Raw genomic sequence first — 21,864 nt, forward strand, 5'->3', positions numbered from 1 at the left:
AAAGCAGAAAGCCGGATGCTGCGAGTGCATCCGGCTTTCCATGGTCTCGCAAACGCGGGAGTTGTTATTTCCGCTTGGCGATATCGACGTAATCGCGGCGCGCGACGCCGGTGTAGAGCTGGCGCGGACGGCCGATCTTCTGCTGCGGATCCTCGATCATCTCGCTCCACTGGCTGATCCAGCCGACGGTGCGGGCGACCGCGAACAGCACGGTGAACATCGAGGTCGGGAAGCCCATCGCCTTCAGCGTGATGCCCGAATAGAAGTCGACGTTCGGGTAGAGCTTGCGGTCAATGAAGTAGGGATCGCTCAGCGCGATCTTTTCCAGTTCCAGCGCCACCTTCAGCATCGGGTCGTCGCCATGGCCGGTCTCGGCCAGCACGGCGTGACACATCTTCTGCATGATCTTGGCGCGCGGATCGTAGTTCTTGTAGACGCGGTGTCCGAAGCCCATCAGGCGGACTTCGCTGTTCTTGTCCTTCACCTTGGCGATGAATTCCGGAATCTTGTCGACCGAGCCGATGTCGGCCAGCATCGCCAGTGCGGCTTCGTTGGCGCCGCCATGCGCCGGGCCCCACAGGCAGGCGATGCCGGCGGCGATGCAGGCGAACGGATTGGCGCCGGAGGAGCCGGCAATCCGCACCGTCGAGGTCGAGGCGTTCTGTTCGTGGTCGGCGTGCAGGATGAAGATCTTGTCGAGCGCGTCAGCCAGCACCGGATTGATCTTGTAGTCCTCGCAAGGCACCGCAAAGCACATGTGCAGGAAGTTCTCGGCAAAGGTGAGCGAGTTCTTCGGGTACATGAAGGGCTGGCCGATGGTGTATTTGAAGGCCATCGCGGCCAGCGTCGGCACCTTCGCGATCATGCGCATCGAGGCGATCATGCGCTGCTTCGGATCGTTGATGTCGGTGGAGTCATGATAGAACGCGGCCAGCGCGCCGACCGCGGCGACCATGATCGCCATCGGGTGGGCGTCGCGGCGGAAGCCCTGGAAGAAGCGGGCCATCTGCTCGTGAACCATGGTGTGATGGATCACGCGGCTGTCGAAATCCTGCTTCTGGGCGGCGGTCGGGAGTTCCCCGTAGAGCAGCAGGTAGCAGGTCTCGAGGAAGTCGCCCTTCTCGGCGAGCTGCTCGATCGGATAGCCGCGGTATTCGAGAATGCCGGCGTCACCGTCGATATAGGTGATCTTCGACTGGCAGCTCCCGGTCGAGGTGAAGCCGGGGTCGTAGGTGAACATCCCGGCCTGGCTGTAGAGCTTGGCGATGTCGATGACATCTGGCCCCACCGTGCCGCTGAGGATCGGAAAATCGTAGGTCTTGTTACCTACCGTTAGCGTTGCAGTCTTGTTGCTGGATTTTGCGTCCATCGTGAAGTCCCCGATGAAATCGTTGCGAAAACCGGGCCGACTTGGGTGCCATTCTCAGGGCAGATACAAGGCGAGCCGGATTGTCTAGAAGGCGGCGTGAAATGGGTAGCTTATTGCCCTGTGCACTGCAAGATGGACCCTGGTAGCCCGCCATCCGTCCTTGGCAGGGGGCTTATCCGGCCGCCTGGTCGCCGAGCCGGGCCAGGCATTGGTCCCGTCCCAGCACCGCCAAAACATCGAAAATACCCGGTGAAGTCGTGCGCCCGGTCAGGGCTACCCGAAGTGGCTGGGCGACGGCGCCCAGTTTGAGATTGTTTTGCTCGGCGAAATTCCGCATGGCGGCTTCGGTGGTCTGTGCGCCCCAGTCGGTGACCGTTTCCAGCGCGGTGCGGAGTTGGCCGATCAGGGCGCGGGTTTCCGGCGTCAGCACGGCGGCAGCCTTCGGCTCGACCTCGAGCGGACGGTCGGCAAAGATGAAATACGAGCCGGCGATCAGTTCGAGCAGCGTCTTGGCGCGCTCCTTCAGGCTCGGCATCGCCCGCAGCAACTGGGCGCGGGTGGTGTCGTTGAGCTTCGCCTTCAACTCCGCGCCGTCGGGGACGTAGTCCAGCACCTTCTCGAACTGGCTTACCAGCGCCTGGTCGTCGGCGTGGCGGATATAGTGGCCGTTGAGGTTTTCCAGCTTGGCGAAATCGAACCGCGCAGCGGACCGGCCGATCGCCGGCAGGTCGAACGCGTCGATCATCTCCTGCGTCGAGAAGATCTCCTGGTCGCCATGGCTCCAGCCGAGCCGGACCAGATAATTGCGCAGCGCCGCGGGCAGATAGCCCATGGCGCGGTAAGCCTCGACGCCCAGTGCGCCATGGCGTTTCGACAGTTTTGCGCCGTCGGGGCCGTGGATCAGCGGGATATGGGACATGTTCGGGATGTCCCATCCCAGCGCGTCGTAGATCTGCTTCTGGCGGGCGGCGTTGATCAGGTGATCGTCGCCCCGGATCACGTGGGTCACGCCCATGTCGTGGTCGTCGACCACCACCGCCAGCATGTAGGTCGGGTTGCCGTCGCCGCGCAGCAACACGAGATCGTCGAGGTTCTCGTTCTGCCAGACCACGCGGCCCTGCACCTGGTCGTCGATCACGGTCTCGCCGGTCTGCGGTGCCTTGAGGCGGATGGTGGGCTTCATGCCGGCAGGCGCGTCGGAAGGGTCACGGTCGCGCCACAGGCCGTTATAGAGGCGGGTGCGGCCCTCGGCGCGGGCCTGCTCGCGCATCGCGGTCAGTTCTTCCGACGTCGCGTAGCAATGATAGGCCTTGCCGCTGGCGAGCAGTTGCTCTGCCACTTCACGGTGCCGGGCGGCGCGGCTGAACTGGTAGATGACGTCGCCGTCCCAATCGAGTTCGAGCCACTTCAGGCCGTCGAGAATGGCTGATATGGCGGGTTCAGTCGACCGCTCGCGATCGGTGTCCTCGATCCGCAGCAGCATCTTGCCGCCGCGCTTCTTGGCATAGAGCCAGTTGAACAAGGCGGTACGGGCGCCGCCGATATGGAGGAAGCCGGTAGGCGAGGGGGCGAAGCGGGTGACGACGGAATCAGTCATTATCGGGACGGGCCATATGCATGAGAAGCGGTGGTGTATAGCAGGACCGGTGCATAACTAAAGTCTCCGCAGGGGCAAAGCGGGCTTGGCTCGCAGGGGCGAATTTGGCAGAAGGGCCCCTGATCCCGAACAGGACTTAATAATGACCACAGAACCGGTAGCGGCAGAGGCGGGGCGCGATTTCATCCGCGACATCGTCCAGGCCGACCTCGACTCCAAAAGACATAACGTGATCGTGACGCGGTTCCCGCCGGAGCCGAACGGCTATTTGCACATCGGCCACGCCAAGTCGATCGCGCTCAATTTCGGCATCGCGCAGGAATTTGCCGGACGCTGCCATCTGCGCTTCGACGATACCAATCCGACCAAGGAAGAGCAGGAATATATCGATTCCATCCAGGCCGACGTGCACTGGCTCGGCTACGACTGGGGAACCGATCTGTTCTACGCCTCGGACTATTTCGAGCGGCTGTATGACTGGGCCGAGGGCCTGATCAAGGCCGACCACGCCTATGTCGACGACCAGTCGCAGGAAGAAATCCGCGTCAAGCGCGGCACGCTGACGGAGCCCGGCAAGAACAGCCCGTTTCGCGAGCGGACGGCTGAGGAGAACCTCGATCTGTTTCGCCGCATGAAGGCCGGCGAGTTTCCGAACGGCGCCCGGGTGCTGCGCGCCAAAATCGACATGGCGTCGGGCAATATCAACCTGCGCGATCCCGTGCTCTATCGCATCCTGCATGCCGACCATCCGCGCACCGGCACCAAATGGTCGATCTATCCGAGCTATGACTACGCCCACGGCCAGTCGGACGCGATCGAAGGCATCACCCATTCGATCTGCACGCTGGAGTTCGAGGATCATCGCCCGCTGTATGAATGGCTGCTCGACAAGCTGCCGGTGCCTTCAAAACCGCGGCAGTACGAATTCGCCCGCCTGAACCTGACCTATACGCTGCTGTCGAAGCGCGTGCTGACCCAGCTCGTGCGCGACGGTCACGTCTCCGGCTGGGACGACCCTCGCATGCCGACGATTGCGGGCCTGAAGCGGCGCGGCGTGCCGCCGGCGGCGGTGCGCGAATTCGTCAAGCGCATCGGCGTCGCCAAAGCCAACAGCGTGGTCGATGTCGGCATGCTGGAATTCTGCATCCGCGAACACCTCAACAAGACCTCGCAGCGCCGGATGGCGGTGTTGCGGCCGCTCAAGGTCGTGATCGAGAACTATCCGGAAGGGCAGACCGAGGAGCTGGAAGCCGTCAACCATCCGGACGATCCGGCGGCGGGCTCTCGAAAGATTTCGTTCGGCCGCGAGCTCTATATCGAGCAGGACGACTTCATGGAGAACCCGCCGAAGAAGTTCTTCCGGCTGTCGCCCGGCACCGAAGTGCGGCTGCGCTACGCCTATTTCATCAAGTGCCGGGAAGCGATCAAGAACGCCGCCGGCGAAGTGGTCGAGCTGCGCTGTACCTACGATCCCGCGACCAAGGGCGGCAACGCGCCGGACGGACGCAAGGTCAAGGCCACCATGCACTGGCTGTCGGCGGCGCAGTCGGTGCCGGCGGAAATCCGCGTCTACAACCAGCTGTTCGCCAATCCGAGCCCGAGTGCGGCGAATTTCGCTGCCGACCTCAATCCGCAGTCGCTGGAAATCCTGCCCGACGCCCGGGTCGAGCCGGCGGTCGCGGCCGACAATTCGAACGAGGTAATCCAGTTCGAGCGGCAGGGCTATTTCGTCCGCGACAAGGATTCCGCGCCGGGCAAACCGGTCTTCAACCGCACCATCGGCCTGCGCGACACCTTTGCGAAGGAAGTCGGCGCCAAGAGCTGAAGCCTGTTTGATTGGATCACCCGATGAGCGCGACCGACGACATCGTCTCCGGCATCATGGCGAAATGGGCTGATAACTTCAGCAGGTTCGACGCCGAAGCACAGGCTTCGCTGTATTCGAACAACGCGCTGTTCTTCGGCTCGAAGCCTGTGCTCTATCGTGGCAAGGACGGCGTCGCGGCGTATTTCAACGGCTTGCAGAAATGGCGCTCGCGGCAGGTGCAGTTCACCGACGTGGTCGTGGTGCCGGCCGGGGACGATGTGATCAATGTCGCCGGCATTGCCAATTTCGTGATCGACGAGGGCGCCACCAACCTGTCGGTCAAGATCACCTGGGTGATCGTGCGCGAAGACGGCGACTGGAAGATCGTCAGCCATCATGTGTCGTCTCGGGGTGCGCTGATCTAGGCGACTGCCCGAAAGGCCGCCTAGCAGCCCCGGCAAATGCCGCGCATGGCGCGGGCAAGTGTCACATCGTCCGATGTCATCGGCTCCAGCGGCTTCGACTGCTCGGCCTCGCGGGCCGCTTGCGCCTTTTGGCGGTCGGCGCGGGCCGCCTCCTGGCGCTGATAGCACGCCTCCCGTTCGGCCTTGTCCTGGACGAAACGGCATTGCTCGGCCGCAGCATCGGCGGAAACGGAGGCGGTCATTGTCAGGGGGAACGACAAGGCCAATGACAAGCCAAGTTTGAAGCAGGCCGCAAATTTCATGTCTCGCCCTTGATCCCGGTCCGAATCCGATTCCGCCCGACTGTACCGATAGTCGGGATCCGTTTCCTCAGGTTTCTGCATCCGTTCTGCTATTCATGACACGTTCCGGTAGCTTTGCGCCCTGCAGGGCATCGCGGGTAGCGGGATGGCGGAGCAGGGCAATACGCCGGGTGGACGTCGTGGCTATGCCGGAACCTGGCCGCCGCGCACGGCGGCGCCGGTCGGCGGTTTTGCACCGTCCGTTCGCGGCGCCTGGCCGCCGTTCATCGAAACCCTGCGCCAATGGGTGCGCGCGGAGGCGGGCGCCGGCCGGCTGCTGCCGTGGGTGCCGGTCGCGTTCGGCACCGGCATCGCGTTCTATTTTGCCGCCGACCACGAGCCGGTGCTGTCGGTGGCCGCCACCGTGGCGCTGGCGCTTGGCGCGGTGGCGCTGTTGTTGCGGCGGCAGAAATTCTTTCCTGTGGCCGTGATGATCGCGGCGGTCGCGGCAGGCTTTGCCACCGCGACCTGGAAGACCGCGCGGATCGCGCACGGCGTGCTGGCGCGGCCGATGTTCTCGGTGACGCTGACCGGGTTCGTCGAGACCCGCGATATCCGCGAGCGCACCGACCGGTTCGTGCTGCGGGTCGTCACCATGGAAAGCGCGCGCGGGCCAACCAAACTGGAACGGGTGCGGCTGTCGGTGAAGAAGGGCACGGCGCCTGCGGTCGGCAGCTTTGTCGCGCTGAAGGCGCGGCTGTTGCCGCCGGGGCAAAGAGGTGTCGCAAACCGAGTTTAATCTCGTGAAGGTCTGGAAGGACCGAGCCATGCGCGACCCGGAATTCCAGAAGAAATATTTGAACTCAGATCCGGACGCGCTGCAGAAAATGACGCTCGCCAATATCGTTTTGAACAGCAACATCAAGAAGGAAAAATCCTGATGCGTTTCACCTGCAAATTTCTCAATCCGGATACCGACGAACGAAAATCGATCGTTACATCGCTCACGGCGGCTGAATGCCGGTCGATCGAGAGCCTGCGCAAGCATAAGGGCGACGATACGGCTGAAGTCACAGCTGAGGCCTGTGCGCTGCGGCGCGCCTACAGCGAAGTTCCTGACGGATTTCGTCACGTCGAACCACCGACTTTGGTCATTTCGCAATAGGAGAATTGACATGCCTGGCACCACTGCAGCGCAAGAGGCCGCGCATAAAACCAATGTTCTCGCCGCGGAGAGCGCTCGCCAGACGGCGATCGCAGCAGCCAAGGCCGCGTACAACAACACGCCGGCGGCCTGGCCGGCTTTCGACGCGGCAATCAAGGCGGCAGATGTAGCGCACTGTCGTGCAATTCTGGCGTCCGCAGCTTTGAACGGATCGGACGGCCCGAGGCAGACTCTGCACGAGCTCACGGGTTCATGGACGTGACCGCCGACGCTCTGTCTATCCTCAACGGCAGACACTCGCGCCTACACCTAATCTTGCCCACGGCCGATGGCCGATGGATGGTGGCACACGCCGAAAACGGTGCCACAAAATCGGACAACACGTTTGTAGGATCGTTTGACGAGGCACTTGCTGTGGCGGGTACTTGGCGCGCGCGAATTGAGATCGTACAGCGAGCAAAGCGTCCGTGCTCTCAAGCGTGCATTTTCAGAAATCCCGGAATGCGATTTTGTGACGGAAGCCATGCGCCGCGCCGCCGCGCTAGCAGCGTTGACATAGGAATAGACGATGGCAGGCAACATCCAAGGTTTCGACGCCGGCAACCTCGCCCTTCGCCCAACCGAAACGGGCGTGGAAGCGCGCGCGGGTACGGCTCGTCGGATCGGCGGGTTCTTCAGCCAGCAGGCCGGCGCGGAGCAAACGCTAGCGCAGGAGACGTCGCGACTTGGCAGCGAGACCGCAAAACTCGGCAGCGAGACGTCGGCGCTCGGCGCGGAGAAGGGCGCGTCGATGGCCGACACCGGCCGCCGTCTTGGTTCGTCGATAGCCGAGGCCGGAGACGCTGCGGTCAAATATCTCGACAACAAGCAGATCAGCCAGGGGTCGGCGGCGTGGACAAACATCCTGCAGCAAGCCACCAAAGACTGGAACGACATCAGTGCGCACGCCGACCCGAATGATCCGACGGTCGCCAAGAAGTTCATGGAGTCGCTCGACGGCCAATTGTCGACCTTCAAGGACGAGGGCTTCTATACCGAGGGCGGACAGAAATGGGCCGAGGCGCATGTTGAGGCGCTACGCACGCACATGGCCGAAAAGACCATGGCCGATATGTCGACAATGGCCGGCGAGGCTGCGAGGGTCAATCAGAAGCAGACCGTCAATTCCCTTTCGGCTACGGTGCACTCTGATCCGACGAGTCTCGACTTCTCGCCGACCGCGTTGAAAAGCTCTACGGAGGGTATGATCTCCACCAGCCCCAATCTCACGGGTGCGCAAGCGGCGGCTGTGCGGTCGGAACTGTTGCAGTCTGGCTCCGAAGCGATCGTTAAGTCTGCCGCAATCGGTTACATCGAAAAAACGGCCAAGGTGCCACCGTGGGCAACCGATCCGAAATACGCGCCGTACATCAACGGTGCTGAGCTCAAGCAATTCGAGAGCGCGGCGAAGGCTGAGGCAAAGAAGAACGAACTGACGCAAAAGCAGATCGAAAGACCAACCGCGAGATTGCTGATCAGAAGGCGCATGCCGCCGCCAATAAGACTTTGAGCGACAATGTTTCGATTGATCCACAAACCGGTAGACCGATCATCGACCCAAAATTCTACAGCGATGCGCTCGACATCGTTCGAAACAATCCGGGCGCTCCAAGCGCAGCCGCAGCCGTGCGGACCATGTTTGACTGGGGTGAAAGCCAGCAAAACAAAGAAGTGAAGGCCGTCGATGACCCGCTGGTCAAGCAGGGCCTGACCGATCGGCTGTTCGACCCAACTAATCCGACGACGCGCATCGACCTGATGAAGGCCAGTGCTGCCGGCAAACTGAGCGATCATTCGTTCCAGTCGATGGAGCGGCTCGTCACCGAACTGGAAACCTCGCCGCTCAAGGGACCGGTTTGGCAGGCGACGGCGGCCGCGGCAAAGGACGCGCTGATCGTCAGCATTCCCGGCGCGATCGGAAAGGACATGAAAGGTACCGAGAGCTACGCCAGTTTTATGCAGTCGTTCATTCCGCAGTATCTGGCGAAGTCGCGGGCCGGGACACTGGAGCCGAACGCACTCGATGTGAAAGACCCGAACAGCATGATTTCGAAAGCCATGGCTCCGTTCAAGCGGACGGCGGCGCAGCGCATGTCGGATTATGTAGTCAGCTTCGGCGGGCTCGCGAACGTTCCGGAGCCGCCCGCGCCTGCCACGCCAACGCCGTCCGCCGTCCCGAAGCTGCCGGCCGATCGCGAGGCCGGACACGTCTATCCGACGCCCCAGGGGCCGTACAAATGGACCGGAACGGGCTGGGTGAAGCCAGACGCCGAGGCCTTCAGCAGCGGCGCGGCAATGCAGTACAACGAGGCGACCAGGCAGTGGCGAAACAAGGCCAGCGGGGCCGTCTATGACTCCGTCGGGCGCCCGGTGAAGTGACTAGCCTACCTGTTCGGCGAGGCGATGCCGGAATGACGATGAGAACTGAAACGAACAAACACTAAGCAGCCAGAATGTTGCACAGCGATATCCGAAAAGGACTCGGACGGTCCGCAAGCGTCATGTCATACTCGCACCAAAGGCGAGGAATCGATATGGAGCGGTTGCAACTACTAAAGAGCATAACCTTCGGCGAGCGAGTCGCTGAGGAGGAGACGAGCGCGTTGGGGCAATACTTCGTCGAAACGGATCAATGGGAACGGATATTCGATGGCAAGATCGATGTCGTCAGAGGTGACAAAGGTTCCGGTAAGAGCGCCATCTATTCTCTGCTTGATAGCAAGTCGAATGACCTGTTCGATCGGCGGGTGCTGCTGACGACCGCCGAGAATCCGCGCGGTGACACGGTATTCTCGGATTTGGTATCCGAACCGCCGACTAGCGAGAACGAATTCGTCTTCTTATGGAAGCTATATTACGTGTCGCTAGTCGCGGCGAAGCTGAAAGAGTTCTACATCGCCAATGACAAAGCGACCGAGCTCTTCGCCGCGCTTGAGGAGGCAGGCCTCCTGGAGCCTTCGTTCAGCCTGAAGCGGACGTTCCTAAAGGTTCGTAGATATGTCCTTCCAAAGACGATCGAAGGTACGGTTACCGTTGATCCCAATACGCTCCAATCGACTGCAACGGGAAAAATAACGCTCGCTGAGCCAAATCCCGAGGCCGAAAAGCGGGGCGCAGTCTCGGTTGGACGTTTGGCCGAGCTGGCAAACGATGCCTTGGACCGGGCCGGATATCGGGTTTGGGTCTTATTCGATCGACTCGACGTGGCATTCATTGAAAGCGGAGGGCTAGAGAAGAATGCGCTAAGGGCGCTGTTTCGCGCTTATCGCGATTTTAGCGGCTTCGATTATCTCAAGTTCAAGATTTTCTACGGTTAGATATTTGGAGCCGCATCATGGAAGGTGGCTTCCGCGAGGCAAGCCACATCACGAAGACCGCAGATCTCGAATGGAATGAGTCGAGTCTTCTTAATCTCATTGTTCGGCGAGCGCTCAACAATGATGCGCTTATCGATGCGTACGGTGCGGATCGCGCGGCCATACTAAAAAGTGTCGAGCAACAGAAACAATTTTTTTACAAGCTGTTTCCGGCGCAAGTCGAACAGGGCGAAAAGAAGAGGGCAACGTTCGACTGGATTGTCAGCCGTTGCGCCGATGGGCGGGGGCGGACGGCACCTCGGGAGGTCATTCACTTATTGAATGGATTGCGCGAAAAAGAGGTAGAACGAATTGAAAGGGGCGGTGTGCTGCCCGATGACGGCACCTTATTCGACCGCTCTGTGTTTAAGGCTGCTCTCGCGACGGTTTCAAAGACTCGATTGGCTGGAACGATCTACGCCGAGTATGATGACCTCAAGCCCTACGTTGCCAAGCTTGAAGGACAGAAAACGGAGCAGACTCTCGAATCGCTCCGATCCACATGGGGCGTTTCGGTCAATGATGCTGAGCGCCTCGTGCAGCAGCTTATCGATATCGGCTTCTTTCAAGAAAAATCATCACGCCAGGAAGACACCTTTTGGGTGCCCTTTCTGTATCGCGACGCTCTTCGGATGAGCCAAGGTCTGGCCGACGACTGAGCATTAGCTGGTCGATTTAGCCAATGCTGCTAGATCTCGCATGCAGAGCGGCGCGGTCACCGGTCAGCTTCTCGACGTAGTCGTCGATCGCATCGATCAAGTCGCGGCGACCCATCGCTTGTAAATATCATGGTTCTTGAGTCGGCTCACCTGATTGCTCAGCACAACCGTCCATTTTGGGCACAGTTGAATTTCTTGGCCGCATCGTTGAAACGATCGATGATCGCGCTGTTCTCACTCTTTAGGCAATCGACGTAGGCGCGAACCTCGATCTGGTAGAGATCCATGAGGGGCTGGCAAATCTCGATTGATACTCGGTCAACGAGATAATCCAGGCATGGCGGTCGCGCAGGCTGCACCAAATCGCCTTGGGGAAAACTCGTGAAGCCGCGGCACGCCGACGGATATTCCCCGGCCTGACTGGCTGCCGAAACCAACGCGAGAAGCGCTGCAATTGCTGGAATACGCATTTCACAGCCTCCGACCCGCGAGAGAAATTGCTGTACTGCACCGGCATCCAAGCCGGTGGCTAGCGGGGACAGTCAGGGACGCAGCAAAAAAGCCGCAGGCATTCGCGCGCCGCGGCTCGCCGGGTTCGAAAATTGATGCTTATGAAATTGTCCAGCCCCGGTGAGCAGAGCTAAGGCCACATATTACTAAAGGTAAATTAAAATGCGCTGTTCCCGAACAGGAACAAAAAATCTGTTGCTGAGTGGTCACTGCGCTCCTCGAAAGGGATGGATTTTTAACGCGGCTTCGCCTTCAGCCAAGGCTTAGATCTGAGGAAGTCACAAGGATGCCTCCGAGGCCGTAGTCAGCTTTGCGGAGTTTAACGAGCGCGGCGGCTTCTATTTTTTCTCGATGCGTCTCGAAAATGTTGAGCAATTCATCTGGTGGAGTATCTGCGCGGTGAGCACGGCCAAGATCGAGCAACGCTTCGCGCGCGACTGCGCACTCTTCAACACCCGTCTCATGCTCTAGTTGAAAAATAACGAGCTCGACGACTAGAGGCGACAATGTGAGCCGCGGGCTTTGGGACTAAACACGCGAAAGCAGCCCCGAGGGGCTTGGCAATCACTCCTCGCTCAACGAGCTCCTCAGGTACCCCAGCATGACCCAGCAAGCTTCTTCGGCCTCAGTGAGCGTTTTAAAGGGCGAGCCGCTGACCCTGATGGCGCCCCTGTTCTGATGGATAGGACGCCACGATGCCACATAACCGGGTGGTCCGTGAAAGCCGGGACCGCTGCGGCTCTCACAACTGATCACGAACGAAAAGCTGTCGCTGCTCGCGATCCATATTTCCATGTCCTCGACGGGATTAATGACGCGGGTGAACTCCATGGCCATTTCCACCGCCGATCTACGCCGGGACTTCCGACGATCAAGCGCTCTCCCAAAGACGGTTTCCAGCACTATCCAGCACTATAGCGTGGGTACCCCCGCAAAGCCCGCTATCCACGCGCAAAGGGGCCCCTTTGAGGGGAATTGCTTTTTTAACCAAATCAGGTGAGCATGTCCGTGGGCGTAGAAACCCGGACCGAGATATAGCCGCAAATGCTTGGTCAGCATCCACCCGATTGGCGTCGGGTGAGGTCGGCTGAACGTAGGCAGCGCATTGGCGTGCGCTCCAAGCTGGCCATTATGGCCGGGAGGGCCGCGCCATGTCCAGAGGGGCAACCCTTAAAAGCGCGTGCCGCCAGTCTCTCGGCTGGTTTCTACCTCCCGGCTGCCGGCCGATCCGGCAATGGCCGTAGAACGCCAATCCGAGAGCACCACCCATGCAAAACCAAATCCACGACTCCGACGTTGACCGATCGCCTGTGCAGAACGCCCAGGTTTCACATCAAACGCGTAGGAGTTTCCTCATGAATTTACTGGTTTCGCTTCCAATCGTCGCCGCCGTACCCACCGCCTCGCCTGCGATGCCGACCAATGATCCGATTTTTGCCGCGATCGAAAGAGCGCGCCAAGCCAAGGCTCAAAGCGACGCCCGGTATGCACGCGTAAGTAAGCTGTACAAGTCAGCGGCCAAGAGAGGACTTGGAGAAGAAAGTTCGTTGGACGAACGCAACGCATTCGTCGAGGCCAAATTCGGCTGCGACCCGGATATCTATACGGATGAGACCGCTCAGGCGCTTTGGGATGCGGTCGACGAAACGTTTGAGGTGGTGCCGACAACGCCGGCGGGAATGCTAGCGCTCCTACGTTTTGCTGACAAACTGGGGGAAAGAGAGAGCGATCTTGTGCTGGAGAATGCATTTACGTTGATTGCCACACTCACCGCTGCCGCAGAGCGTCAGCTTAGCGGGAGCGGAACGTCAACTTAAGGGCTGCTGGTTGAGCGCGGGGCTTCGGTCCCGCGCTCACACCGCCGATAAAAGTCTCGAGCCCGCCGCTTTAACCCGGTGGGTTTTTCTTTTGGCTTTGGCGGGCTCGGAAAGCTGTTGTTGTTGTTGTTGAGGCTGGCTTTGGGACCCCGCGGGGTGAGCCGGCCGACAAAATCTGGTGGCCCATCGCCGTTCGCACCGTCTTTGAATGTCCAGGGGGATAATGCTCATAACCGAGCTCCGGGTTGTCGCCCCCCGGTCTCAAGACCTCAACGCGCGTGCTCCTTTAAAGGTCCGTCAAAGCGGCTACATACTTTCGGCATCAGTGTGACAACGGGATTAAGCAGCTCAATCAGTCCGCTGGAAGCTGGTCGAACTTCTGCGACGGGTATCGGCACCCGTCCGGCGCGGTAATCTCAATTTCCCGACAACCGTCTTCAGCCAGCTCTGCAGCCTTTTTCCGGGCCGCGGCGGCTGTTTCGCGCCGAAAGGTGATGCTGCCCGAAGTATCCGTTCCTGTGATCAAAAATCGCATGGGCGACCCCATAGGAGGCCACTAAAAACCCGACGTCGGCTCCGTTACGCAGACGGGCGACGAGGCACGGTGCAATTACAGATTAGACAAATGCGAAAGCCAACAAACCAGAGCAAAGCATGACGACGCCGGCCAAGGCGAAGAAACGTTCCGCAGCGAGGAAACCTTTGGAAGCGAATTCATCCCGCATGGTACACCGCCTATCGCGCGCCCCCGCTCGAACGAAACGACCAACCCGCCGCATAGTCAAAGAGTTTTCCTGCCAAATACTAATTTCGACGCTGGCTGATGATTTCATGCAACACCCGTCCCGGGCGCTGTGACGGCCTGGAGTTGCTTACGCGGTCGCGCCTCGCGGGCCGTCCCTGCGCTGGCGCCGGCGGTAACGGCCTCAAGCCCGCCGCTTCAACCCGGCGGGCTTTGCCCTGGCGCGATATCCATTGAGTCGGGTGATCGACGGTGGCGCGCGCTATGCTCGGTCATTACTTTCACCGCCTCATTTTCGTCGGCGCAAAAAGCAATGCTTTCCCGATCGGCAAACACTAGCCACTGATGAAGGCCAATTTCCCTGATGACGTACTCGGTCATTTCGAGCGTCCGGCAGCGAGTGAACCGCATCTTACGCCAGCAACGTTGCCGGTTCATTAACCAGAATCCTTCAGCAGCGGTAACGAGGAGAGAGGGCGCGAATGATAGCCCGGCGCTCACAGCGCTGGCTAGCCATCCGCTGGCGCCGATCGATCGGCACATAGCCTGCAGCGGCCAGGCTCACCAGCGGGCTTGCTGGAGTTGTGGAGGGGCTACGAGGCTTCTGTCCCGCGCCCTAAAGAGGCCGTCGCCAATTTCTATGCTGGCGCCCGCACCACACTTTGGCGGAGGAAATTAAGATGCGAGATATAATCGAAGACAGAAGGGTCCTGAGGATGCAATTCGAGGCCTTCGCACACTATGCGGGACATGAGAGCGGAAAGCCCGAATCCGCATATTGTTTCGATGCATTGGCGGCCAGCGTCGACGACGTCTCGTCCGAATTGTTGGAGACTTATGTCGGACTGTTCCAGAAAACCGAACACCGGAAAATCGGCAGCGCCTTGCGGCAATCGATCCAACAGGGATTGTGGTCGCCCAAAAACGCAACCGAATACATGCAGCGATTCATTGCGTTTGCATCTGGAACAGGGGCGTCCTCCTGAGGCATGCGATAACGGCGTTGATCGCTTGACGCCTTCGGGGCCGATTCCGCACACGTAACTGCAGATTAACTGATCGGCCTCAGTATGAAGTCGACCTTCTGGAGGTCACTGGTATTGCGTAAGGGCCGTCGTTGGGAATTCCGCGACGGCTTTTTCGTGACGAGGCCAAGATGGATTATCAGGCATTCACGAACGATAGCCTCACCCTGATGTACGAGGCCGCGCGCGGCGCGCTGGCGTCCGACGATGCGCAGGAAAAGCAGGGCGAGGATCCAAGGTTCCGCGTTCGCGATACGCCGGATTGGAAGAAGCACGCCGCCGACATCGAGGCCGAGATGCTCAGGCGCGGGATGCCTTTCAGCGTCATCGAGTGGCACGAGGGCCAGGAGAAACTACCGTTCGGATGAACTGGCGTCGCGGGAAAACCGGCGTTTCGGGCGGCGGGGCAGCCGGACCCAAGTTCGGACCCAAAGCCGACGTAACAGGACAGAACAGAGCATTACGCGATGGACTAAGCGGGTCGTACGGGGCTTTGATTTTCCTACAAAGAATAACAGGACGGCACTCGATGAGATCGCGCCGTCCGTACTCCAAAACCGGTTGTCGCAGGTTCGAGCCCTGCCGCCCCTGCCAGCATTTTCAATGGCGGCCAGTGCTTCCCATGCGCTTCCCGCGCTCACAATTTGGGAAGCGAAACTGCTCTAATCCTTTACAATTGCACATATTTCCCTCCGGTTGCCATATCTCCGGCTACCACATGGCTGTCGTCGCCGGCGTCGTGTTCTTTGCGGTGCGGGCGCTGCTGGCGCTGTTTCCGGCGCTGACCGCCGCCCATCCGATCAAGAAATGGTCGGCGGCGGCGGCCGTGGTGGCCGCCGCCTTCTATCTGCTGCTGTCGGGCGCCGAGGTCGCGACGCAACGGTCGTTCTTCATGACAGCGGTGGTGCTGATCGCGGTCATGGTCGACCGCCGCGCCGTCACCTTCCGCACGCTCGCGGTCGCGGCCATGATCGTGCTCGCGATCGCGCCGGAGGCCTTGGTCCATCCGAGCTTTCAGAGCTTGGTGGCGCAGTTCTCAATCCTGCCGTTCCCGGCAGAAGAACCCCTGTAAATAAAGGGTTTTTGCAATGTTGCCCTTCCAGGTGCGTGGCACGAAAACCGAACAAAACGGGGCAAAAGACCGGGTTTGGCGGCAAAAAGTCCCGAAAAAAGTCCCGAACCGGTTTTTGCCTGTTCGCGTACCGTTCCGCCCGCACGGGCCAAGGCATGCAAGCCGTCGCGCGTTTCCTTTACAGCCGCTGGCATCGGGCCGCTTCCTTGGGACGCATTGCCGTGAAGCGCCAGCCCAACAAGTGGTTCAAGCGCCGCACTCTATATAGGCATATAGGCGGGCTGTGGACGCGCTCAGGACGGCCACGGGGCCGATGACGACGGCGGAGCTGGCCGAAGCCATCCTCAAGGCTGAGGGCATCGAAGCCGCCAAGGCGGACGTCCAGAGCATCGCCCTAGCCGTACAGCACGGGCTCAAGAACCATGAGGGCAACGGAGTGGAGATTGTTGGTGAGGCCAGACCTGCGCGGTGGCGATTGGCGGCCAGCTAAAGAAAAACCCCGCCGTGGAGGTCGGTCCCCGGCGGGGTTTCCCCCTAGCCCACCGCTGAGAACGGGCGCTGAGGGAGTATGCGACTTGGAGCTGACACCAAACTGACTCGTCGCCCCAAATCCCGCAGCGTCGTTGGCTATGGTATCCAACAAGTTAAGGAGGGGATACCGGCGCGGTGGAGATTGAAAGAGGCCGCCAACTGAGGCGGCCAACAAAAATACCCCGCTCGAACCGCGAGCGGGGTTAAGTCGCTATGACGAGTTTCCAAAGCGTCACAACAGCCCCCGGCTAACAGCCGTATATGACAGTTTTATTAAGTGCGTTCAAAGCGTCGCCTTCAGCATCCAGCACGGACTTAAGAGCCATGAGGGCAGGGAGCGGAGATCGTGGGAGAGGCGCGCCCCGGCGAAGTGGCGGCTAACAGGTTAAAGAAAAAGCCCGGCTGAACCGGGCTTTTGCCTTCTTGTCAATTTGCGAAAGGTCAGCCGACAGCGAGGGCCCTTTCAACTACATCGGGGTTCTTATCAATAATCTTCAGCAACACTCTCGCTGGCCCTTCAGGTCGGCGATGGCCCTGTTCCCAATTCCGCACAGTGGACAGCGTAAACCCAAAACGAACCGCAAACTCCGTCTGAGACATTTTTAGCTTCTTACGCACAGCCTGAACGTCAATGCTCTCAGGAACTCTGACTTCCCGTACAACCGCACCATTTTTTCGGCCGCGCGTGAACTCGACCGCTTCGGCCAGTCCATCCAGTATCTTTCGACCGCTCATTTTGCCCTCCATGGCAACTTGGCATTCTCTTATTTTAAGCTGGATCGCGGAGCGCGGCCAATCTGTATATCGACCTTGCCGCCTGTTCACGAACCAGCGTCTCCACAACGCGTTGCATGAGTTCGCGCTCATGCATCGTCAAATTCATTTTCTCGCCCTTGGCATAGACCGCCAAAAGAAAGACCGGCATGTTCAGATCGCGGAAATAATATATTACACGCGCTCCGCCTCGTTTGCCGCTACCCCGCGCTCTCCAGCGCAGCTTCCTAATTCCGCCTGTCCCGGGGATGACGTCCCCAAAGACTGGATTGGCGGAAATAAAGTCCGATAGGTCTTCTCGTTCTTGTTCGTCGAAAATCTTGTCCGCATCATTCTGAAAGGAACGCAACTCAACAATAGTGATTCCGTAATTTGTAGCCCCGAACATTTTTCATTCCCCGTGTTTCGCACCGAGTGGCCATCGCTACCCTCATGTTCCGCTCCTCCCTGCAAAAGGCTTTTCGCCCAGTGATGTTATACGTCATTGACGGACGTATGTCAACGACGTACTAACCCTCCGGTTCCCGTAAAATTACGGGGTTTGATGTCGCTGCCAGTATCCGGTGAAGTCCACCGACTTGCCGCGCTTCATCGCCAGCGCCGCTACGCGGCTCACCTGATCGCCATTCGAGACGCGGCGGTTAAGCTAAGGCCTCGGCCCCAGCGCTGTGAATTACGAGCGAATATCCAGGGTACAACTTCCTTTCAACGTCCGCCTTTGTGGCAACCTGTGCTCCTGATTCGGGAGGACGGAAAAAATGATTCAGCATTTGTCGGCATTAGACCTCGGCGGGATCGCTGCGAGGGGCGGAAGCTTGGAAGTGAACGGACAACAGTTTTCGGCGCTGGACCTCGGCGGCATTGCGGCACGGTTGTCCGATGGCGCTACGTTGAAGGTACATAATTCTGCGTGTTTCAGTGCATTGGACATTGGTGGCATTGCCGCGCGCAACCCCGGTCAAGTCATTTTTTGCTGAAGCATTCTGGTCGCAACCAATAGAAGTAATATCGCATGGAATATTGGTTGGATATCGCGGCCGCGCTGTTCGCATTTGGTGCAGCGGCGTTCTGGTTCGCTTCGGCCTACGGCGACCTACCGCCAATGGTTTCGTATTTTGATGCCGCGCCAGCGACCGATCCGCTCTACATGGCGATCAAACGTTCGGCGAGGATGAACCGTTGGGCTGCCGGACTGAGCGGTCTGTCGGCTTTGTGCATGGCAATGAGGATAATCGTCTAAGCTCCGGATGGCAGACAATGAGCAAGATGCGCAGAGTTATCAGCTTGGTCTTGGCGTTGGTTCTGACGGTGGCCGGCGCCGTTGCGTCTATTTATATGCTGTTCTTTTGTGCGGTCATTTCCTTCAAGGCGGCTGGCGCTGCGGGGCTTGTTCTTGGGGTCGGCCTGATCTGGCTCTATTCTGATTTCATCGATGCTACACCGAATGATCGACAGCCATAGTGGAGCGACCCGCCGCGCCTCGGCGCGCGCTGCTCTGGCGTCATGGCTGAATTGGCGGCAGGTCAAATTGCCAGACGTTGACGATGCCGACGCCAACTTGTTGGCGCTTGATCGTATTGTTCCGCCCATGCTCCTTCAGCGTTTCGGTGATTGGCATAAGTCGTTCATGCGTCCCGTTATCGATCACCCAATGCCCGGCCTGCCGTAGCAATTCCGGCAATTCAGAATTCAGCGGGGCTTCAAATCGGATCGGGCTGACATCGGCCTGGCTCACAATCCATCCACCATTCGCCATAATGCATTTGTTGAGCCGTCCCCATAGTTCACGCTGCCTCTGACTGAGCGGTGGCTGTTTGGGCTGGAATGGATTGGCTCCGGGGCGGGCCATCAATGCGTGCCCCTGGCCGGTGGGTGCAGGTACATCAATTGGGCCAGAACAAGCTTCTTCGGGATTCTCAGCGTATCGCAGAGAGACTGTATGACGGCGGCATCGTGCTTGGCGTCCACGCCGCCTGACAGCCGCTTCATCAGCAGCGACCAAAACACCGGATCATCAATCAGATAAGAGAAGTTCTCGGGTTCGTTCATTGGCATTTCAATCCCCAATCTCTTTCAGGTTTTCAGCGGAGCATTTGCCGCCCTGTTTACGTGGCCTGAGTTCATAGCTGAGCCTTTGCCCGACGCTTAACACCCAGATGTCCGCACGCTCGACGGCCTTGGCGTGAACGAAAACATCTTCTCCACCGTGATCCGGGATGATGAAGCCGTACCCATTGTGAGGCTCGTAGGATTTGACCCGTCCGAACGGCATCAGGTAATCCCCCAAGTAATTGTTTCAATATTGTTCCTCATTACTTTCCACCACTAGTATTCATCTTTGCATGCGGCACATTATATAGTATAATACCCTCGAACGCCAAGGGTTATACTTACTGGGGGTATCGGGATAATGGCTAAATTCAGGGAAATGTCGCCTTCGCACGAACGGGGTAGGCGCACCGTCGAGGCTGATAGAGGCCCCCTCAGTCCAAGGGCCATTGATGCCGTCTATGCCAAGGGCAGGAAGACGATCCGGCATGACAGCAAAGAATGGATCGGCCATGAAACTCAGCCCCCGCAGTTTGTAGAGGAGGCAAGGCATCGGAACTACACAAACGATGTTCCCTTGAAGGGTGAACGCGCTTTCCTTCGGGGTGGTGGCGATAGTCAGCACATCTATGGCTCAAGGAACCAAAATCCCGACGCCAAGCACGGCATCTCCGGTCAAGAGGCGGCCCGCAAGCGGTCAGAGGCCGGTGAAAAGACAGATGGTACGGCTAAGTATCCGCATCCAAGTGGACGCTTCACTGGCACTGGTCAGGACTGCAACAAATCTCCGTTCTCAGCGGCTCATAAAACTTACGGTGAGGATTAATCATGGCAGACTTTAATGATGAAGCGGCCCGGCATCGTGGCAAGCAGTTGATTGTCACCCGCAAGCAGGCAGAGGCTCACCTAGCTTACGCTGAAGCCAATGGCGATCTTGAATATGCAGCAGAGAAAATTCAGGAGATTGCGAACATCGATAGAGAGGGTGAAAACCTGAACAGGCTGTTTCAGCAGTACACGGAAGCTCGGCAAGCTCCCACTGCTCCAAGCTCTGATGCTTGGCGTACCAAAAAGTCTGAAGAGATGACTCCCGAGGATGTCCGGCTGATGCTCAACGACACCAGTGCTACCGCCAAGATCGGTGGCGGGATTACATATGAGGAGAATGTCAATCAGCTACGCAAGCTCGCCCAGGCCAAGGCCAGAGGTGACTATCACGGAAAGCCATGATGGGCATCATCAGAGATTGGGCAGCATATACAAACGGCGCACAGGGTGTTCCTGAAGACATGCGGGAAGACCATAGGGACATGCGGGTTTATATGGGACAGGCCCATTCAAGGGCTATCAACCGGCATAACGGAAGTCTGAGTGAGGCCAAGAAGGATTTAGCTGAAGCCATCGAGCGGGATCGCCGGTTTGACCCTTATGACAAGAAGCGGTTGCTGGATCGTTTTTCGGAATGTTGGGGCAGCGGCCAGCTTTTGGATTTCAGTGATCCCGGACTTTTGCACGGAGGCCAGTCACGGCCTGAGAGGCTGAAAACGTCTACTAGGCCAATGGAGTCTCCGCCGATCAAGCAATCAGGAAGACTTATCGATTAACGGGGGCGATCATGGGACGGAAGAAGGCCGCCCTTCCTTTTGAGGTAACTGGAGGGCTTTGTCGCGCTGCTGGTGTCGCATTTGACCGTGCGATGCTGATTGAAAGCACAACTCAAAGCGCCCTTGTCCGCAAAGCAGTCAACAAGCTTCTGTTGAGCGAAGGTTATCTAACTCTTCAGCAGTTAGCTGACGATGCCAATCAGCAAGCGGGATAGCCATGCCAAGACTGCGATCACGTTATAAGAAATTTCGGGATGGTGGTGTTGTTCGCTCTGATGGCTCTGTGGCGGGGACGATAACGCCGGAACCTCTTGAGGTCCAAGTTGATACCGCTCTGGCGGATATTGCCGCGGACAAAGCGACGGAGCACTTATTAAATGCCGTCGAGTCTCCGCAACAACATACCACTAGTATTGATGTTCCAACTGATGAGGCCTCCTCTGCTTTCCTGAAGCAGATTGAGGATCTCCGCAATGCTGAACAGATTCAGCGTCAGAGGCAGGCTGCACCAGCGCCGACTGCATTACCTGGAACCCCCGAGGAACGGCTGCAACTCTGGCGGCGGCAAGGTGTCAGCGAGGATGACGCCGAGCACTTAAATGAGCTAATCGAATTTCCAGCTATCACCGCTGAAGCCGTCAGGGATGTTGAACGCCAAGGCTTGAATCCAAACACGCGGGAATATCATCAAGCAGTCCGGGCCAGCTTTGAAAATCATCTCTTGGATCGTTTACATAAACCGCCAGAGAGAAAAGCACCAAAGCAAGTTGATCGTGGCGGCTACGTAGAACCAGAACAGCTTGGGCCAGCAGAGCGCAATCGTTCCAGTCTCGTCAGTGCTCCACCAAGCAGAGATACCTTCGCTAACGGCTCCTACAACTCTTATGGAGATCGCCCCGGTACAGTCCGGTTATCGAAGGCCCAACTTGAGGCCGCCGCTTTTAGCGGCATTACCCCTAGAGAATATGCCGAACAGCTTCTCCGTCTCCGGGAAGAAAAGGAAAATGGCAACTATCATGGGGGCCAGCCGTAATGTCGTATT

At 58.8% G+C, this 21,864-nt stretch carries 32 protein-coding genes and 3 pseudogenes; 21 read left to right on the forward strand and 14 right to left on the reverse strand.

What is annotated here, in order from left to right:
- Positions 1-64 precede the first annotated feature (64 nt).
- Both gltA and gltX read right to left on the reverse strand, forming a co-directional pair.
- Complete coding sequence (gltA, locus tag BLR13_RS35590) at positions 65-1,369, reverse strand: citrate synthase (protein WP_074832764.1); 1,305 nt, start codon at positions 1,367-1,369, stop codon at positions 65-67.
- A gap of 172 nt (positions 1,370-1,541) precedes the next feature.
- Positions 1,542-2,966, reverse strand: a complete 1,425-nt coding sequence (gene gltX, locus BLR13_RS35595) for a glutamate--tRNA ligase (protein ID WP_074832767.1) — start codon at positions 2,964-2,966, stop codon at positions 1,542-1,544.
- Between the two features lie 142 nt (positions 2,967-3,108).
- Here gltX and BLR13_RS35600 point away from each other — a divergent pair, with 142 nt between their 5' ends.
- Together BLR13_RS35600 and BLR13_RS35605 are read left to right on the forward strand one after the other, a co-directional pair.
- A complete protein-coding gene (locus tag BLR13_RS35600) occupies positions 3,109-4,791 on the forward strand; it encodes a glutamine--tRNA ligase/YqeY domain fusion protein (protein WP_074830500.1) in 1,683 nt (560 codons plus the stop codon).
- 23 nt (positions 4,792-4,814) lie between these two features.
- Positions 4,815-5,198: a YybH family protein gene (locus tag BLR13_RS35605; RefSeq protein ID WP_074830498.1), complete on the forward strand. Its 384-nt coding sequence runs from the start codon at positions 4,815-4,817 to the stop codon at positions 5,196-5,198.
- Positions 5,199-5,218: 20 nt separating this feature from the next.
- On the opposite strand, the gene BLR13_RS35610 is transcribed toward BLR13_RS35605, so the two are convergent.
- Positions 5,219-5,500 carry a hypothetical protein gene (locus BLR13_RS35610; protein ID WP_074830495.1) on the reverse strand — a complete coding sequence of 94 codons (282 nt, stop codon included), beginning with the start codon at positions 5,498-5,500 and terminating at the stop codon, positions 5,219-5,221.
- A gap of 145 nt (positions 5,501-5,645) precedes the next feature.
- Here BLR13_RS35610 and BLR13_RS35615 point away from each other — a divergent pair.
- From BLR13_RS35615 to BLR13_RS42775, 6 genes and pseudogenes are all read left to right on the forward strand, one after another.
- Positions 5,646-6,248: pseudogene (locus BLR13_RS35615) on the forward strand (DUF4131 domain-containing protein); the annotation flags it as partial.
- A 171-nt stretch (positions 6,249-6,419) separates the two neighbouring features.
- The gene (locus BLR13_RS35620; protein ID WP_074830489.1) at positions 6,420-6,644 is read left to right on the forward strand and encodes a hypothetical protein; all 225 of its coding nucleotides are present in this window, start codon (positions 6,420-6,422) and stop codon (positions 6,642-6,644) included.
- 10 nt (positions 6,645-6,654) lie between these two features.
- Positions 6,655-6,906, forward strand: a complete 252-nt coding sequence (locus tag BLR13_RS35625; RefSeq protein ID WP_074830486.1) for a hypothetical protein — start codon at positions 6,655-6,657, stop codon at positions 6,904-6,906.
- A gap of 528 nt (positions 6,907-7,434) precedes the next feature.
- Positions 7,435-8,193: a hypothetical protein gene (locus tag BLR13_RS35630; protein ID WP_143039849.1), complete on the forward strand. Its 759-nt coding sequence runs from the start codon at positions 7,435-7,437 to the stop codon at positions 8,191-8,193.
- A 116-nt stretch (positions 8,194-8,309) separates the two neighbouring features.
- Positions 8,310-9,062, forward strand: coding sequence for a hypothetical protein (locus BLR13_RS35635; RefSeq protein ID WP_143039848.1), 753 nt, complete (start codon positions 8,310-8,312; stop codon positions 9,060-9,062).
- 155 nt (positions 9,063-9,217) lie between these two features.
- Positions 9,218-10,698: pseudogene (locus BLR13_RS42775) on the forward strand (P-loop ATPase, Sll1717 family).
- Positions 10,699-10,856: 158 nt separating this feature from the next.
- Here BLR13_RS42775 and BLR13_RS40795 read toward each other — a convergent pair.
- From BLR13_RS40795 to BLR13_RS35650, 3 genes are all read right to left on the reverse strand, one after another.
- A complete protein-coding gene (locus BLR13_RS40795; protein WP_143039622.1) occupies positions 10,857-11,168 on the reverse strand; it encodes a hypothetical protein in 312 nt (103 codons plus the stop codon).
- Positions 11,169-11,460: 292 nt separating this feature from the next.
- Positions 11,461-11,715, reverse strand: a complete 255-nt coding sequence (locus tag BLR13_RS42780) for a DUF1488 family protein (RefSeq protein ID WP_074830477.1) — start codon at positions 11,713-11,715, stop codon at positions 11,461-11,463.
- Between the two features lie 57 nt (positions 11,716-11,772).
- Positions 11,773-12,039 carry a hypothetical protein gene (locus BLR13_RS35650; protein WP_349517147.1) on the reverse strand — a complete coding sequence of 89 codons (267 nt, stop codon included), beginning with the start codon at positions 12,037-12,039 and terminating at the stop codon, positions 11,773-11,775.
- Positions 12,040-12,563: 524 nt separating this feature from the next.
- Between BLR13_RS35650 and BLR13_RS35655 the strand changes: the two genes are divergently transcribed.
- Positions 12,564-13,025, forward strand: coding sequence for a hypothetical protein (locus BLR13_RS35655; protein ID WP_143039847.1), 462 nt, complete (start codon positions 12,564-12,566; stop codon positions 13,023-13,025).
- 352 nt (positions 13,026-13,377) lie between these two features.
- Here the strand turns inward: BLR13_RS35655 and BLR13_RS35660 are convergent, their stop codons facing one another.
- The 3 genes from BLR13_RS35660 to BLR13_RS35665 all read right to left on the reverse strand — a co-directional run bounded on the left by BLR13_RS35660 (position 13,378) and on the right by BLR13_RS35665 (position 14,148).
- Positions 13,378-13,560: a hypothetical protein gene (locus BLR13_RS35660; RefSeq protein ID WP_143039830.1), complete on the reverse strand. Its 183-nt coding sequence runs from the start codon at positions 13,558-13,560 to the stop codon at positions 13,378-13,380.
- Positions 13,561-13,642: 82 nt separating this feature from the next.
- Complete coding sequence (locus BLR13_RS40800) at positions 13,643-13,858, reverse strand: hypothetical protein (RefSeq protein WP_143039846.1); 216 nt, start codon at positions 13,856-13,858, stop codon at positions 13,643-13,645.
- 107 nt (positions 13,859-13,965) lie between these two features.
- Complete coding sequence (locus BLR13_RS35665; RefSeq protein ID WP_143039845.1) at positions 13,966-14,148, reverse strand: hypothetical protein; 183 nt, start codon at positions 14,146-14,148, stop codon at positions 13,966-13,968.
- A gap of 335 nt (positions 14,149-14,483) precedes the next feature.
- On the opposite strand from BLR13_RS35665, the gene BLR13_RS35670 reads away from it, so the two are divergent.
- The 4 genes and pseudogenes from BLR13_RS35670 (at position 14,484) to BLR13_RS35685 (ending at position 16,354) form a co-directional block, all read left to right on the forward strand.
- The gene (locus tag BLR13_RS35670; RefSeq protein ID WP_138838555.1) at positions 14,484-14,753 is read left to right on the forward strand and encodes a hypothetical protein; all 270 of its coding nucleotides are present in this window, start codon (positions 14,484-14,486) and stop codon (positions 14,751-14,753) included.
- Positions 14,754-14,923: 170 nt separating this feature from the next.
- The gene (locus tag BLR13_RS35675; RefSeq protein WP_074830463.1) at positions 14,924-15,160 is read left to right on the forward strand and encodes a hypothetical protein; all 237 of its coding nucleotides are present in this window, start codon (positions 14,924-14,926) and stop codon (positions 15,158-15,160) included.
- Between the two features lie 278 nt (positions 15,161-15,438).
- Positions 15,439-15,864 (forward strand): annotated as a pseudogene (locus BLR13_RS35680) (ComEC/Rec2 family competence protein); the annotation flags it as partial.
- 313 nt (positions 15,865-16,177) lie between these two features.
- Positions 16,178-16,354, forward strand: coding sequence for a hypothetical protein (locus BLR13_RS35685; protein WP_157793757.1), 177 nt, complete (start codon positions 16,178-16,180; stop codon positions 16,352-16,354).
- A 482-nt stretch (positions 16,355-16,836) separates the two neighbouring features.
- On the opposite strand, the gene BLR13_RS35690 is transcribed toward BLR13_RS35685, so the two are convergent.
- Positions 16,837-17,130: a helix-turn-helix domain-containing protein gene (locus BLR13_RS35690; RefSeq protein ID WP_074832379.1), complete on the reverse strand. Its 294-nt coding sequence runs from the start codon at positions 17,128-17,130 to the stop codon at positions 16,837-16,839.
- 34 nt (positions 17,131-17,164) lie between these two features.
- Positions 17,165-17,557, reverse strand: coding sequence for a type II toxin-antitoxin system RelE/ParE family toxin (locus BLR13_RS35695; RefSeq protein ID WP_074830457.1), 393 nt, complete (start codon positions 17,555-17,557; stop codon positions 17,165-17,167).
- Between the two features lie 370 nt (positions 17,558-17,927).
- On the opposite strand from BLR13_RS35695, the gene BLR13_RS40805 reads away from it, so the two are divergent.
- From BLR13_RS40805 to BLR13_RS35705, 3 genes are read left to right on the forward strand one after another with little or no spacing between them, the layout of a single operon-like run.
- Positions 17,928-18,146: a hypothetical protein gene (locus BLR13_RS40805; RefSeq protein ID WP_074830454.1), complete on the forward strand. Its 219-nt coding sequence runs from the start codon at positions 17,928-17,930 to the stop codon at positions 18,144-18,146.
- Between the two features lie 35 nt (positions 18,147-18,181).
- Positions 18,182-18,409, forward strand: coding sequence for a hypothetical protein (locus BLR13_RS35700; protein ID WP_074830452.1), 228 nt, complete (start codon positions 18,182-18,184; stop codon positions 18,407-18,409).
- A gap of 17 nt (positions 18,410-18,426) precedes the next feature.
- A complete protein-coding gene (locus BLR13_RS35705; protein WP_074830448.1) occupies positions 18,427-18,630 on the forward strand; it encodes a hypothetical protein in 204 nt (67 codons plus the stop codon).
- A 40-nt stretch (positions 18,631-18,670) separates the two neighbouring features.
- Here the strand turns inward: BLR13_RS35705 and BLR13_RS35710 are convergent, their stop codons facing one another.
- The 3 genes from BLR13_RS35710 to BLR13_RS35720 are packed head-to-tail and all read right to left on the reverse strand — an operon-like array spanning position 18,671 to position 19,441.
- Positions 18,671-19,018 carry a hypothetical protein gene (locus tag BLR13_RS35710; protein ID WP_143039844.1) on the reverse strand — a complete coding sequence of 116 codons (348 nt, stop codon included), beginning with the start codon at positions 19,016-19,018 and terminating at the stop codon, positions 18,671-18,673.
- Positions 19,018-19,218: a hypothetical protein gene (locus BLR13_RS35715; protein ID WP_143039843.1), complete on the reverse strand. Its 201-nt coding sequence runs from the start codon at positions 19,216-19,218 to the stop codon at positions 19,018-19,020. Before BLR13_RS35715 ends, BLR13_RS35710 begins: the two co-directional genes overlap by 1 nt.
- 7 nt (positions 19,219-19,225) lie before the next feature.
- A complete protein-coding gene (locus BLR13_RS35720) occupies positions 19,226-19,441 on the reverse strand; it encodes a cold-shock protein (RefSeq protein WP_074830439.1) in 216 nt (71 codons plus the stop codon).
- A 138-nt stretch (positions 19,442-19,579) separates the two neighbouring features.
- On the opposite strand from BLR13_RS35720, the gene BLR13_RS35725 reads away from it, so the two are divergent.
- Genes BLR13_RS35725 through BLR13_RS40810 form a run of 5 tightly spaced genes read left to right on the forward strand, consistent with a single transcriptional unit; the run spans position 19,580 to position 21,855 of the window.
- On the forward strand, positions 19,580-20,044 hold the full coding sequence (locus BLR13_RS35725) for a hypothetical protein (protein ID WP_074830436.1): 465 nt from the start codon (positions 19,580-19,582) through the stop codon (positions 20,042-20,044).
- Between the two features lie 2 nt (positions 20,045-20,046).
- A complete protein-coding gene (locus BLR13_RS35730; protein WP_074830433.1) occupies positions 20,047-20,448 on the forward strand; it encodes a hypothetical protein in 402 nt (133 codons plus the stop codon).
- Positions 20,445-20,822: a hypothetical protein gene (locus BLR13_RS35735; protein ID WP_074830431.1), complete on the forward strand. Its 378-nt coding sequence runs from the start codon at positions 20,445-20,447 to the stop codon at positions 20,820-20,822. Before BLR13_RS35730 ends, BLR13_RS35735 begins: the two co-directional genes overlap by 4 nt.
- An 11-nt stretch (positions 20,823-20,833) precedes the next feature.
- Positions 20,834-21,037, forward strand: a complete 204-nt coding sequence (locus tag BLR13_RS35740; RefSeq protein WP_091976953.1) for a hypothetical protein — start codon at positions 20,834-20,836, stop codon at positions 21,035-21,037.
- 2 nt (positions 21,038-21,039) lie between these two features.
- Positions 21,040-21,855 (forward strand): hypothetical protein, encoded by an 816-nt coding sequence (locus BLR13_RS40810; RefSeq protein WP_143039842.1) that lies wholly within the window; start codon positions 21,040-21,042, stop codon positions 21,853-21,855.
- Positions 21,856-21,864: the final 9 nt, after the last annotated feature.

Origin of the sequence: Bradyrhizobium ottawaense (assembly GCF_900099825.1) — a bacterium.
GTDB lineage: Bacteria > Pseudomonadota > Alphaproteobacteria > Rhizobiales > Xanthobacteraceae > Bradyrhizobium > Bradyrhizobium ottawaense_A.